The sequence below is a fragment of the Dryocola sharpae genome (assembly GCF_051307055.1).
GTDB lineage: Bacteria > Pseudomonadota > Gammaproteobacteria > Enterobacterales > Enterobacteriaceae > Dryocola.
Window position 1 is genome coordinate 2,632,723 of the sequence record NZ_CP149994.1, and the last position, 12,495, is coordinate 2,645,217.

The 12,495-nt window shown below is 54.7% G+C and carries 12 protein-coding genes and 1 tRNA gene; 6 read left to right on the plus strand and 7 right to left on the minus strand.

Translation table 11 applies throughout. The features are described from left to right. Nucleotides 1-13: 13 nt before the first annotated feature. Nucleotides 14-631 carry a DUF2238 domain-containing protein gene (locus tag WLO31_RS12645; RefSeq protein WP_435926953.1) on the plus strand — a complete coding sequence of 206 codons (618 nt, stop codon included), beginning with the start codon at nt 14-16 and terminating at the stop codon, nt 629-631. Here the strand turns inward: WLO31_RS12645 and WLO31_RS12650 are convergent. Then, on the minus strand, nt 628-1,323 hold the full coding sequence (locus WLO31_RS12650) for a phosphohydrolase (protein ID WP_435926954.1): 696 nt from the start codon (nt 1,321-1,323) through the stop codon (nt 628-630). The genes WLO31_RS12645 and WLO31_RS12650 overlap by 4 nt on opposite strands. Nucleotides 1,324-1,388: 65 nt before the next feature. Then, the gene (drpB, locus tag WLO31_RS12655; RefSeq protein ID WP_435926955.1) at nt 1,389-1,655 is read right to left on the minus strand and encodes a cell division protein DrpB; all 267 of its coding nucleotides are present in this window, start codon (nt 1,653-1,655) and stop codon (nt 1,389-1,391) included. A gap of 288 nt (nt 1,656-1,943) precedes the next feature. On the opposite strand from drpB, the gene mtfA reads away from it, so the two are divergent. Together mtfA and WLO31_RS12665 are read left to right on the plus strand one after the other, a co-directional pair. Then, nucleotides 1,944-2,720: a DgsA anti-repressor MtfA gene (gene mtfA / locus WLO31_RS12660; protein WP_435926956.1), complete on the plus strand. Its 777-nt coding sequence runs from the start codon at nt 1,944-1,946 to the stop codon at nt 2,718-2,720. A gap of 119 nt (nt 2,721-2,839) precedes the next feature. After that, nucleotides 2,840-2,915, plus strand: a tRNA-Asn gene (locus tag WLO31_RS12665). 89 nt (nt 2,916-3,004) lie between these two features. Here WLO31_RS12665 and WLO31_RS12670 read toward each other — a convergent pair. From WLO31_RS12670 to galB, 4 genes are read right to left on the minus strand one after another with little or no spacing between them, the layout of a single operon-like run. After that, nucleotides 3,005-3,877: a DUF1932 domain-containing protein gene (locus WLO31_RS12670; RefSeq protein ID WP_435926957.1), complete on the minus strand. Its 873-nt coding sequence runs from the start codon at nt 3,875-3,877 to the stop codon at nt 3,005-3,007. A 10-nt stretch (nt 3,878-3,887) separates the two neighbouring features. Continuing rightward, nucleotides 3,888-4,970 carry a 4-oxalomesaconate tautomerase gene (locus WLO31_RS12675; protein WP_435926958.1) on the minus strand — a complete coding sequence of 361 codons (1,083 nt, stop codon included), beginning with the start codon at nt 4,968-4,970 and terminating at the stop codon, nt 3,888-3,890. Between the two features lie 2 nt (nt 4,971-4,972). Further along, entirely contained in the window at nt 4,973-5,689 is a 717-nt protein-coding gene (locus WLO31_RS12680) for a 4-carboxy-4-hydroxy-2-oxoadipate aldolase/oxaloacetate decarboxylase (protein ID WP_435926959.1), read from the minus strand. Then, nucleotides 5,686-6,426, minus strand: coding sequence for a 4-oxalmesaconate hydratase (gene galB, locus WLO31_RS12685; RefSeq protein WP_435926960.1), 741 nt, complete (start codon nt 6,424-6,426; stop codon nt 5,686-5,688). Before galB ends, WLO31_RS12680 begins: the two co-directional genes overlap by 4 nt. Before the next feature lie 127 nt (nt 6,427-6,553). On the opposite strand from galB, the gene WLO31_RS12690 reads away from it, so the two are divergent. The 3 genes from WLO31_RS12690 (at nt 6,554) to WLO31_RS12700 (ending at nt 10,680) form a co-directional block, all read left to right on the plus strand. After that, complete coding sequence (locus tag WLO31_RS12690; RefSeq protein ID WP_435926961.1) at nt 6,554-7,780, plus strand: LysR family transcriptional regulator; 1,227 nt, start codon at nt 6,554-6,556, stop codon at nt 7,778-7,780. A gap of 240 nt (nt 7,781-8,020) precedes the next feature. After that, complete coding sequence (locus WLO31_RS12695) at nt 8,021-9,400, plus strand: MFS transporter (protein WP_435926963.1); 1,380 nt, start codon at nt 8,021-8,023, stop codon at nt 9,398-9,400. Nucleotides 9,401-9,414: 14 nt separating this feature from the next. Next, nucleotides 9,415-10,680, plus strand: a complete 1,266-nt coding sequence (locus WLO31_RS12700; RefSeq protein ID WP_435926964.1) for a gallate dioxygenase — start codon at nt 9,415-9,417, stop codon at nt 10,678-10,680. 165 nt (nt 10,681-10,845) lie between these two features. Here the strand turns inward: WLO31_RS12700 and WLO31_RS12705 are convergent, their stop codons facing one another. Continuing rightward, nucleotides 10,846-12,414: a methyl-accepting chemotaxis protein gene (locus WLO31_RS12705; protein ID WP_435926965.1), complete on the minus strand. Its 1,569-nt coding sequence runs from the start codon at nt 12,412-12,414 to the stop codon at nt 10,846-10,848. Between the last annotated feature and the right edge of the window lie 81 nt (nt 12,415-12,495).

Consider the following 12,495-nt stretch of genomic DNA (forward strand, 5'->3'; position numbering starts at 1 on the left):
ATGTGAAAAACCTATGACATTTCCCCTCTTAAAAAGCGCCGCGCTGGTTTTGCTGGCGATCCTCGCCTGGACCGGTATCCATGCCGGGGACAAAATAACCTGGCTGATGGAAGTCACGCCGGTGCTGATCATAGTTCCTTTACTGTGGGTCACGCATGCGCGCTATCCGTTAACGCCGCTGCTGTATACGCTGATATTTTTTCACGCCATTATCCTGATGGTTGGCGGTCAGTACACCTACGCCAAAGTGCCAGTCGGTTTTGACGTGCAGGCCTGGCTTGGACTGAGCCGTAATCCTTACGATAAACTCGGTCACTTTTTTCAGGGGCTGGTGCCGGCGCTGGCAGCCAGAGAAATCCTTATTCGGGGCCGGTACGTGCGCGGTCGCAAAATGCTCGGGTTCGTGGTGTGCTGCATTGCGCTGGCGATCAGCGCCGTTTATGAGCTGATCGAATGGTGGGCGGCGCTGGCTATGGGCCAGGGCGCTGACCTTTTCCTCGACACCCAGGGCGATCCGTGGGATACCCAGTCGGATATGTTTTGCGCCCTGCTGGGCGCGCTGACCACAACGATCTTTCTGGCGGGCTATCATCAACGTCAGCTTGTTAGCCGTTTACGGCAGCGCCCTTAGCGCAGGGGGGATAATTGCTCAATCACGTCGTCGTCGAGGTGATGGTATTCCCCCTTTAGTTCAGCACAAAGCTTTGCCATGTAATGCACCAGAAAATCGACATTGTGGCGCGCCAGCTCCCGTCCCGCGTCGGTTTGCATCAAACGGGGTAGTTTTAGCAGCTTTTGCTGAAAATGGTCGAGCGCATAGCTGGCGTCGTCTAACTCACGCTGTCTGGCAAGCGGATCTTCGCTATCAAACAGCGCTCTTCCCAGCGCGCCGGAGACGTAAAACACGCGAGCAAGGCCAATTGCGCCCAGCGACTCAAGCCGATCGGCATCCTGGACAACTCTGGCTTCCAGCGTTTGCGGCGCTACGCCCGCGCTAAAGCTATGGGCGTGAACAGCGTGGGCCACCGCGTCACGCATCTCATGTGGAAAGTCTGGAAAGTGGACATCGAGGATGCGTAACGTTTCAAGCGCGGCCTGAGCAGAGGCCAGATGCCGCTGCGGGTGGTTTTTGGGCAGATTGACGATGTCATGAAAATAACAGGCGGCAAGCACCACTAAACGACTGGCTTGCGTTCCTTCCATAATCCGCTGCGCCGTTTTCCAGACGCGGCGAAAATGCGCAACATCATGGGCTTTATCATCCTGCAGCCAGTGATCGTGCAGATACTGCTCAAATCGCGCTTGCCAACGGGCTATCGGCATACGTGCTCCTCGTTTCGTTGTCACACTCCGTACCTGTACAAGCGCAGGCCCCGGCGACCAGCATTTTATTCCCGATGCAAATCACCGCGCGGGCGCGTATACCAGGCAACCCAGCCAAGCACCGCGGCCGCCGACCCCAGCACCAGCAATCCCATTAACGCCCCCAGCAATTTTCCGCCTAATGAGCCCATTTCCCCGCCGGTGACGCGACTGACTACCCAGAAATATCGCAGCATCGCCCAGACAATATACAGGCAGAATCCATAGAATAACCACAGGGCAATTTTCCCTCCCGACGTGCGGGCTGGTTTCGCATCCTTAACGTTCGACATAGCTATCTCAACTCAAAAGCGTGGGGATGACGGCGGTGTTGCCGTCCTTACAATGTGATTTTTATCACATCTTTATTGCAAATCAACTGCCAGAAAGCTGATTTTTGCCTGAAGCCCGTAAGCGATGAAGAATAGCGGTTTAAAAACGACCAGCGTAAATAATTGTGCGGGTTCGGCTCACTTGTGACCCCTGTCGTTGAAGTGATTTTCATTAAGTGCTTGAATAATGGCTCGGCAGAAATCTCCCCGATATGTTCTGTTCAAATAATGACTTTGCGAGCAAGAAATATGATTAGGTGGCCCTGGAAAGTAAGTGATGCATCCACTGTCTCAGCCTTACCGTGGGAGCAGGCCTTAGCTATTCCCGTGCTGGCAGCGCTCACCCCTGTTGAACAACAAAAGTTGCTCCGTCTCGCCGATCGTTTTTTACAGCAAAAACGGCTGGTCCCCCTGCAGGGTTTCGAACTGGACGATCTGAAGAGCGCCCGTATCGCGCTGCTGTTCTGCCTTCCCGTGATGGAGCTTGGCCTGGAATGGCTGGATGGTTTCCATGAGATACTTATCTACCCGGCTCCTTTTGTCGTGGACGATGAGTGGCAGGATGAGATCGGCCTGGTACACAACCAGCGCAGCGTGCAGTCAGGGCAAAGCTGGCAGCAAGGGCCTGTGGTGCTGAACTGGCTGGATGTACAAGACTCCTTTGACGCCTCGGGTTTCAACCTGATTATCCATGAGGTCGCCCATAAGCTTGATATGCGCAATGGCGATCGCGCAAGCGGCGTGCCGCTGATCGCCCTGCGGGACGTTGCAGCATGGGAGCACGATCTGCATGCCGCCATGAATATCATTCAGGACGAGATCGATCTGGTGGGTGAAAACGCCGCCAGTATCGATGCCTACGCGGCGACCGAACCTGCGGAATGCTTCGCGGTGCTTTCAGAATATTTCTTCAGCGCGCCAGAGCTGTTTGCGCCGCGCTTCCCCTCCCTTTATCAGCGATTTCGCATGTTCTATGGCCAGGATCCGCTCCAGCGTTTGCACAGGAGCGAAAACTACGAGCACTGAGGGTAAAACGGCGCATTAATTCAACAAGTTGATTTTAATTTGCTCATTTGAATCAAGGCGTTATTTTTATCATTGACTCTTTTTAAGCGTGAGGCTACTATTCGCCTCGTTCACACGATTCCTCTGTAGTTCAGTCGGTAGAACGGCGGACTGTTAATCCGTATGTCACTGGTTCGAGTCCAGTCAGAGGAGCCATATTTAAAAAGCCCGCTTAAGGAAACTTAAGCGGGCTTTTTGCTTTATACGCTACGCGAGAAAACCCCTGCAGGCCTTCCCTTGCGGATTTACTTCAGCCTGTCCAGCGCATCCTGCCAGACGAACGGCGTCAAATCGCCATAGCCCATGCCGTGCCCGGCTATCCTGGCTGGCAATTCCGCCTGTACAAGCTGTGTCGCATGACTCATTACCGCTTTCACGCCTGCATCCTGTAAGGTTTTCACCACTTCGCCCATCTCTTCCGCACGCCTGACGCCATGTTCAGCGACACGGCTGATGAGGTAATGCGGCAGTTGATCGTCCCATCCCAGCGACGGAAAACTGGCATGCAGGGAGGCCAAAACGGCATCTTCCACGCCGTACTGCCGCGCCGCGCTAAGGCATTCGGTGGTTAACGCTTCCAGCCCTTTAATCATCACGCTGCGACACATTTTGATCGCCGACACGTCGCCCACCTTCTCGCTGGCAGCGCGTGCGTTACAGCCCAGCGTACATAATGTTTGCGTAACGCTGTTTGCGGCAGTCCCACCGATCAGCAGCGGCGTACCAAGTCGTTTCGGCGGCACCGGCGCCATTACCGCGACATCCAGATAATCTCCTGCACCAGCGGCCAGCGCTTTTGCGGCTGTACGCTTTGTTTCAGGCGCAACGGAATTAAAATCCAGGAAAATCTGGCCCTGACAGAGCAGGGAAGCAGCCTGCTCCGCTACTTCCAGCGCGCTGGATGCTGTCACCAGCGATAGCACCAGGCTTGAGCCTTCAAGCGCGTCAGCCAAAGAGCTGGCTGGCTGCACACCGATCTGCACAGCCAGCCCGCGTAAATGCTCCGCTTGCCTACCGAGAAACTTTTTGTCCCATACTTTTATATCGGCCCTGCCAGCTAAATCTCCGGCATAAATTTGTCCGGCCTCGCCAAAACCTACAATCGCAATGCGCGTCATTGTGCTCTCCTTAGTTGCCTGACCACAGTGAACCTGGTATCGCCACTCGCCCCTCAAACAGCAGGCGTGCAGTACGAATTAGCCCGCTATTGATAACCCTGCCTGCCGTATCACGCGTCAGCATTACGCCGAACTCGCCGGAGGGATGCTCCACCGACAGCCGCTGCACGCGAGCCGCGCTGATATTTGCCAGATCTTCTGCTACCGAACCGGGGGTCAGACAGGCTGTCGCCACGCTCACCGCGCCCAACACGCCAATCGACGCATGACAGCGGTGTGGAATAAAGGTGCGGGTGGCGATAGCGCCGTTCTGCGTCGGTGCGGCAATCAGTGTCATTTTCGGAACGGTACGCTGCCTTACATCGCCAAGGTTCATCCGTGCGCCTGCCTGTAAACGAATGGACTCCAGCCGCGCTTTAAGCTCTTCATCGTTATCTAACTGTTCACGCGTTTCCAGCCCGCTGCGTTGCAGATCGGCGGCCCTTATCAGCACCACCGGCATACCGTTATCGATACAGGTAACGTCGATTCCGTCAAAGCTGTCCCGCGCGTTGCCGGTCGGCAATAACGCGCCACAGCTTGAGCCGGCAATGTTTTGAAAGCTAAGTACCTGCTCAGCGGCAAAGCCCGGCACGCCATCAATATGCGCGTCGCCTTCGTATTCCACCGCGCCGTCAGGCGTGGCAATTTGCGCTTCGGCTATTTGACCGGTGTTTACCATAAAAATACGCACCCGCGTCACCGCGCCCTGCACCGCCACCAGCCCTTTCTCGATCGCAAAAGGCCCGACGGCGGCAAGAATGTTGCCGCAGTTTTGCCCGTAATCCACCGCCGCTTTATTCACGTTAACCTGAGCGAACAGGTAATCAACGTCCGCGTCCGGGCGCGTTGAGGTTGAAATAATCGCAACTTTGCTGGTCAGCGGATCGGCACCGCCGATGCCGTCAATCTGGCGAGTATCGGGCGACCCCATTACCGCCAGCAGCACGCGATCGCGAGTGGCTTTATCAGCGGGCAGATGCGCCGCCAGAAAACAGGCGGCTTTAGAAGTGCCGCCGCGCATCAGCACGCAGGGGAGAAAGGTCTGTTTCATCGTCAGATATTCTTCAGTTCATTAAGAGAATCAACGTAGCGTAGCCCTTTTTCAGCTAACTTTGGCCGCATCTGGTAAATGTCCAGCCCCAGCTCTCCGGCCGCGAGTCGCTGACGTTTTCCTTCTTCAGCCGCGACGCGTTTTTGCGCGGCGGCATCCACCGTCGCAGCCTGTTCACGTGGCACGATGACCACGCCGTCATCGTCGGCTACCACGATGTCCCCCGGATTAACCAGCTGTCCGGCGCAGATCACCGGCACGTTTACCGAACCCAGCGTTTCTTTTATCGTCCCCTGCGCATACACGGCCCGCGACCAGACAGGAAAATCCATATCACGCAGCGTCTGGCTGTCCCGGATACCTATATCGCCTACCAGAGCAATCACGCCCCGCGCTTTTAACGAGGTCGCCAGCAAATCGCCAAAAAAGCCGTCATGGCAATCTGAAGTTGGAGCCACAAGCAAGACATCACCAGGTTGACACTGTTCCACCGCAACGTGAAACATCCAGTTATCACCCGGCGTTACCAGTACGGTAACGGCGCTGCCAGCGATGGCTCGATTTTGCTGAACCGGGCGCACACGAACGTCAAGCAAACCAGTACGTCCCTGCGCTTCATGTACCGTTGCCACACCATATCTGGCGAAGCGGGCAATCTGCTGGTCATCGACACGCGCAATATTTCTCACCACAACGCCTTTTTTATTTACCAGGCTCATGCAAGATCCTCCGTCACGCGAGGGAACAGACTTTGATAACCTTCGCCGTGGCTGATAGCTTTTGCCGAGGCGATGCCGACGTTACGCTTGGCCTGAACACCGCGCTGTAAGGCAACGCGCGTATAGTATTCCCACAGATGTTCCTGCCCGGCCATGCACTGGATAGCAGCGTATTTTTTATCCCACACCGCGGTAATATCCAGCAATACGTCCGGCCTCCAGCCGCACTGCTCCGGCTGGTGTGGCTCAAAGCAATATACCGGCGGCGCGCCGATGATGGTTTCACCAGGACGGTAACCTTCGGCCTGAGCGATGATACGCGCTTCCTGGGTCAGGTTAGCTGCCAGCGGATGATCATAGTTATACGGATCCGTTACTGAATGGGTCAGCACGAAGTGCGGCTGCACTTTGCGGAACACGTCAGCAAGGCGGAACAGCGTCTCTTTGTCGGCACGCAGCGGATAGTCGCCGAGATCGAAGAACTCAATGCTGGCGCCGAGAATTTCCGCCGCGGCTTCGGCTTCCTTCTGCCGGTGCTGCTTCACGAGAGTTTCGGTCATATTACCTTTGCGCCATAACTTAGCCGACTCGCCGCGTTCGCCGTAGGAAAGGCACACCACATGCACGTCGTAACCTTGTGCGGCGTGTAAAGCAATAGCGCCGCCCGCTCGCCAGACAAAATCTGCGGAATGTGCGCTGACTACCAAGGCACTCTTTTTTGCATTCTTTTCCATCATGTCATCCTGCGTTTTGCTGTTTTTTTTATCCTGACATGCGGCATGCGCCGCGAATAATGCCTTTCATTGCTTCAGCTATGAATTTTATTTATGTTGTGATTCACCATCCCAATCGCCTGTGGATAGCATGAAAAAACCACCTGAAGCATTCCATTTAAAAATCATGCAAATAAGAGCTTTCTGCATGATTGCTGAACGCGGTACCGTATCGGAAGCAGCGGAAAAATTATTTCGAACCCAGTCGGCGATCACTCGTTCAATCCGTGATCTTGAACACACTTTAGCCACGCCGCTGTTTGAACGTCACGCGAGCGGCATGATGCTGACGGAAATGGGTAAATGCGTTCTGCCGCGCGCCAGGCGCGCCATACAGGAACTCCATCTCATTCCGCCGCTGCTTGGTAAATTGAAACAGCACAACAGCAGGCGCGAAGAGGCAGAGCCTGTCTGGCTTTTTAACCTGCGACGCCTGCAAATTTTCCTGGCGCTGTATCGGCTTCATCACACGCAAAGCGTGGCAAATTCGCTGGGTATCAGCCAGCCGGCGGTAAGCGCGGCGTTAAAAGTGCTGGAAAAAGGAGCTGGATTAACGCTGTTTCAGCGCACGCCGAAAGGCATGATGCCTACGCCTGCCGGACGTGAAATGGCACCGTTCATCAGCCGCTCGCTGAACGAGATTCGCCATATACCTGAAGATCTTGCGGCGCAGCAAGGCGTATTGACCGGCACCGTGCATGTGGGCGCGCTGCCGCTGTGTCGCAGCAGTTTGCTGCCTCAGGCGATGGCTCAGCTGGTGGCGCGTCATCCCGGCGTCAAAGTGGTGACCAATGAGAGCGCCTTTAGCGCGCTGGTGACGGAACTGCGCGCCGGTGATATTGATTTTATCCTTGGCGCTTTGCGTCAGAACGACGCGGTGCCGGATATTCATAATCAGATCTTGTTCGATGAGGAGCTTATTTTACTGGCGCGGCCGCAGCATCCCCTTGCCGGGCGCCCGCTAACGCCGGACGATCTGGCGATGACGCAGTGGATCCTGCCTCGCGATAACACGCCCGCGCGCCATCTGCTGGATCGTGCATTTCAGGCACTGAGCATGCGCGCTCCGCAGCCGGTGGTGGAAAGCGGCGATTTGGCGATAGTGCGTGGGCTTCTGCTTCATTCAGATATGGTGGCGGTGGTCTCTTCGCATCAGCTGGATTATGAATTACGCGCCGGCATCATCGCGCCGCTACTGTTTAATTTGCCTGATACGCGCCGTGAAATCGGTTTAACTTTCCGTCAGGGCGCGCTGCATTCTCCCGCCGCAAAAGCTTTACTGCGCTGCATCAGTGAAACGTTGAGTGAAGCGACCTAAAAGAAATTCATATAACAACTTAATTTATTTAGCGCCAGAGGACCATTTCAGTGCCCACTGTCGCTATTTTCGCTGCCTCAGGACTTTGTTAAACACATCACAATATAAAGCTAACTCATACCTCTAAAAGCCTTTTTTGACAGACACTGCCGCCCTCCCCGCTTAACGTGTTACTGGATTGTTACCTTCCTCTCACCACAACGATAGCCGCCGCAGGCGGCACAGAAGAGAGCGTACCCGATGACAGTAAACAACCTGGTTAATGTAAAAGAGTGGATTGATGCCCGGCCCATCTCGTCCTTTCAGTGGCGCGTACTGGCGCTGTGCCTGATGATAATTATGTTTGACGGCTACGACGCCGCCGTGATGGGTTTTATCGCCCCTGCGCTGATTGAGCACTGGGGCATCAGCCGTGCCGCTATGGGGTCAATTCTTGGCGCGGCGATGCTCGGCGTGGCGCTGGGTGCGCTGATCGCCGGGCCGATATCCGATCGTTATGGCCGCAAGCGGGTCATTTTGCTGTCGGTGCTGATATTTTCGGCGTTCAGCCTCGCCTGCGCTTTTGCTGCCACGCCTACGCAGATGGCGCTGCTGCGCTTTCTTGCCGGGCTCGGCTTAGGTGCGGTAATGCCGAACTGCGTGACACTGCTGTCAGAGTACATGCCTGAACGCCGTAAAGGGGTGATGATAACCTTAATGTTCAGCGGCTTTAATATTGGTTCGGGCCTGGGCGGGTTTATTGCCGCCGGGCTGCTGGCGCATTACCACTGGCCTGCGGTATTGATTTTTGGCGGCGCGTTGCCGCTGTTGATGCTGCCGGTTATTAGCTGGCTGTTACCGGAATCAACGCTCAATCTGGTGGTACGCAAGGCGCCGCGTGAGCAAATTGCCGCGCTGCTCAATCGTATGGGCGGAGAGTTTAGCAGCAATAACGCCTTCATCCTTAATTCTCCCGGCGTGAAGCGCAACAGCACCATTGCGGAACTGTTCCGTCATGGCTTTGCCCGCGGCACCATCATTCTCTGGCTGACCTATTTTATGGGTCTGTTCGTTATCTATCTGCTGAACGGCTGGCTGCCGACCATCATGCGCTCCGGCGGTATTTCACTGGAGCAAGCCGCGATTATCGCCGGCCTGTTCCAGCTGGGCGGGCCGCTGGGCGGTATTATCGTCGGCGCGTTGATGGATAAGCTACGCGCTAAGTGGGTTATCGGCGTGGTGTATTTAATTGGCTGCGCCTGTCTGATTACCCAGGGCCTGTTCGGCCTGAGCGGCGTGGCGTTGGGGATCATTATATTTATCACCGGCATGTGTATTAACGGCGCGCAAAACGGCCTGCAGGTTTATTCCCCGGCTTATTATCCGACGGAAATTCGCGCCACGGGCGTAAGCTGGATGCACGGCATTGGCCGCATCGGCGCCATTCTGAGCTCCTCCCTGGGCGGTCTGTTAATGGGGGCGTTTCCAGGGCAGTCGGCCATCTTCTTTATCCTGGCCCTGCCGGCGCTGCTCGCCGCAGTAAGCATTGTTTTACATCGCAACATTCAACTGACCATGAAAATAAAAGGGGCAGGACTCGGTGAAATTCCGGCACTGTCGCAAACGTTAAATAACCGATAAGTGGAGTTACCGTTATGGCGAAGATCATTGGCGGCCTGGCCGTTTCACATACCCCAACCATCGGCTTTGCCGTCGATCACGATAAACAAAAAGAAGGTGCCTGGGAGCCCATTTTTGACGACTTTGCGCCAATGCAGCAGTGGCTTGCCGCGAAAAAACCTGACGCGCTGGTGTATATTTTCAACGATCATGTGACCTCATTTTTCTTCGATCACTACTCGGCGTTTTCGCTCGGTATCGACCATCAGTATCACGTGGCTGATGAAGGCGGCGGCCCACGCGATTTGCCACCGGTAAAAGGCGATGCCGCGCTGTCGCACCACATCGGCACCAGCCTGATGAGCGATGAATTCGATATGTCGTTTTTTATGGATAAACCGCTCGATCACGGCTTGTTTTCACCGCTTTCGGCGCTGATGCCGTTTAAACCGGAATGGCCAACGCGGGTGATCCCGTTGCAGGTTGGCGTATTACAGTTTCCTGTTCCGTCGGCACGTCGCTGCTACAAGCTGGGCCAGGCGCTGCGTCGCGCCATCGAAAGCTATCCTGAAGATATTAATGTGGCGATTGTCGCAACCGGCGGACTGTCGCATCAGGTTCATGGCGAACGCTGCGGCTTTAATAACGTTGAATGGGATCGGCAGTTTATGGAGCTGCTCGTCAACGATCCGGAAAAACTGACTGAACTGACCATCGCCGAATACGCTGAGCTCAGCGGCGTGGAGGGCGCCGAAGAGATCATGTGGCTGGTGATGCGCGGCGCGTTGTCCGCTAATGTGGTGAAGAAGCATCAGTCTTACTATTTGCCGTCGATGACCGGCATCGCGACGTTGATTCTGGAGAATCAGGCAGGAACCCTGCCGGTTGATACGGCGAAGCGTCACCAGCAGAAGATGGCAAGCCAGCTGGCGGGAATTGAGAAGCTGAGCGGCTCCTATCCCTTTACCCAGGCGCGTAGTCTTGAGGCGCTACGCTTGAATCGTTTTTTACACCAGCTTATTCAGCCCGGCCCGCGTGAGCGTTTCCGCCTGGACCAGGAAGTTATGCTTGCCGAAGCCAGCCTGACCGAAGAAGAGTGCGCCATGGTGCGTGACCGGGACTGGCGAAAACTTATTCAGTATGGCGCGAGCTTTTTTCTGCTGGAAAAATTAGGCGCGGTGATTGGTGGTTCAAATCTGGATATTTATGCTGCGATGCGCGGAGTATCGCTGGAAGAATTTATGCAGACGCGCAACCAGCAGGTGACGTATTCGGTAGCAGGAAAAGAACAGGCCAACTAAATATGAACAAGACGGGATCGGTCTGGTCCCGTTCAAAAATTGCCGCCGTGGTTAATTTCCTGAAAATATTAACAATATTTTATAGCCCCAGACGTAAAACAGAATTAGTGCCACGTATTACAAGGCAAACAGGCGGGCGAAGCTTGCGCTCGCCCGCCTTATTAATTAAGCGTATTGGCCGGCAGCCGTTTGTTCTAAGCGGAATACTCTCACCATTTCACGCAGATGCTGCGCCTGCTCGTTAAGCGAAGCCGCCGCCGCTACGGACTCCTCCACCAGACAGGAGTTCTGCTGCGTGGTGGTATCAATCATGCCGATCGCGGTATTGATCTGTGAAATCCCTTCCGTTTGCTCAAGGCTTGCCTGTTTGATCTCGCTGAGAATACCGTTCATCTCGTCAACGTTACCGACCATACCGGTAATTTGCTGATTTGCCGTCTGCACCAGATCCATCCCCTCGCGCGTTTGCGAAGTTGAATTTTCAATCAGGCTGCGGATCTCGCTGGCAGACGAAGCGCTTTTTTGCGCAAGCTGGCGTACTTCACCGGCAACCACCGCAAATCCACGCCCGTGCTCGCCGGCCCGCGCCGCTTCTACGGCGGCATTGAGCGCGAGAATATTGGTCTGGAAAGCGATGGAGTCAATCAGGTTGATAATATCCGACATGCGGTTAGAGGTGTCGTTAATCAGGCGCATTTTACTGGTCACCTGCGACATCATCTGCCCGTTTTTCTTTACCACGCTTGCCGTATCAGCAGATAGCTGTGTGGCAACGTTGGTATGATCGTAGGTATTTTTCACCGTCGCGGTGATTTGCTCCATAGAGGCCGCAGTCTCTTCAACGGAGCTGGCCTGCTCCTCGGTACGCGCCGCCAGATCGTGGTTACCGGCGACAATCTGCGCCGCCGCGGTAGAAATATTCTCGGAGCCTTGTTGCACCTCGCGCACAATCTCCTGCAGACGAACTTTCATTGCCATCAGCGCATGGAGCAAAACGCCCGTTTCATCCCGGCGATGGATATCAATGCTGCGGGTTAAATCGCCTTCGGCAATGGCCTGCGCAAATTCAACCGCCTGACCTAAAGGCCGGGTAATGGAGCGCACAATAAGCCAGCCTGCTGTCGCCGCCAGAACAATGCTCAACAGCGTAATCAGGATCAACAGCGCGCGATTAGCGCGGTAATCCTTTGCCACCTCCGCACCTGCTATATTCATTCTTTCATTCTGGATTGCGATCAGCGCCTGAACTTTCGCTTTATATTTTTCCTGTATCTGAAGGGTGGTTGTCGTCATCTCCTCAAGCGCTGCCGCCCGATCGTTAAGCTGCACGGCCTGTAAGATACGGAAGCGGGAATCCAGATATTCTTTGCGTACCGCGGTAATTTCATCGAGTACCCGGCGCGAGCGTTCATCGTTTTGTGCTTTGCTGAGGCCATCGAGCAAGGCGGTGATACGCGCGCTGAGCTCGGTCAGCCGCTTTTCGGACGCCTCGCGAAATTTTCCCCGATCGTCGAGCAGCATCATTTGCTGAACGTTAATAAAGTCCTGAAAATTTTCAATAAGCTGGTTGGCTTTTATCGTTGTCGGATAATCCTCCGTAATGATGTCATGCATGCCGTTATTTGCTTTGTGCAGGCTAAGCAGCGAGAGGCTGGCGGTGAAAATCATCAGTACAATAAATAAGCTAAAAGCCAGGGTTAATTTAGTGCGAATTTTTACGTCTTGTAAAGACATGACTACTCCCTCAAGTGTTTTATTCCTTGCAATAAAAGATCATCACCCGCTGCGTTATTACTCAGGTGAACAAAAAGAAAG

What these genes read in the sequence shown, in the direction of transcription:
- WLO31_RS12705 (WP_435926965.1), bottom strand. Translation starts at nt 12,414, where the DNA reads ATGTCTTTACAAGACGTAAAAATTCGCACTAAATTAACCCTGGCTTTT.
- galB (WP_435926960.1), bottom strand. Translation starts at nt 6,426, where the DNA reads ATGATGGAAAAGAATGCAAAAAAGAGTGCCTTGGTAGTCAGCGCACAT.
- WLO31_RS12690 (WP_435926961.1), top strand. Translation starts at nt 6,554, where the DNA reads ATGAAAAAACCACCTGAAGCATTCCATTTAAAAATCATGCAAATAAGA.
- mtfA (WP_435926956.1), top strand. Translation starts at nt 1,944, where the DNA reads ATGATTAGGTGGCCCTGGAAAGTAAGTGATGCATCCACTGTCTCAGCC.
- WLO31_RS12700 (WP_435926964.1), top strand. Translation starts at nt 9,415, where the DNA reads ATGGCGAAGATCATTGGCGGCCTGGCCGTTTCACATACCCCAACCATC.
- WLO31_RS12695 (WP_435926963.1), top strand. Translation starts at nt 8,021, where the DNA reads ATGACAGTAAACAACCTGGTTAATGTAAAAGAGTGGATTGATGCCCGG.
- WLO31_RS12670 (WP_435926957.1), bottom strand. Translation starts at nt 3,877, where the DNA reads ATGACGCGCATTGCGATTGTAGGTTTTGGCGAGGCCGGACAAATTTAT.
- WLO31_RS12675 (WP_435926958.1), bottom strand. Translation starts at nt 4,970, where the DNA reads ATGAAACAGACCTTTCTCCCCTGCGTGCTGATGCGCGGCGGCACTTCT.
- WLO31_RS12680 (WP_435926959.1), bottom strand. Translation starts at nt 5,689, where the DNA reads ATGAGCCTGGTAAATAAAAAAGGCGTTGTGGTGAGAAATATTGCGCGT.
- WLO31_RS12650 (WP_435926954.1), bottom strand. Translation starts at nt 1,323, where the DNA reads ATGCCGATAGCCCGTTGGCAAGCGCGATTTGAGCAGTATCTGCACGAT.
- WLO31_RS12645 (WP_435926953.1), top strand. Translation starts at nt 14, where the DNA reads ATGACATTTCCCCTCTTAAAAAGCGCCGCGCTGGTTTTGCTGGCGATC.
- drpB (WP_435926955.1), bottom strand. Translation starts at nt 1,655, where the DNA reads ATGTCGAACGTTAAGGATGCGAAACCAGCCCGCACGTCGGGAGGGAAA.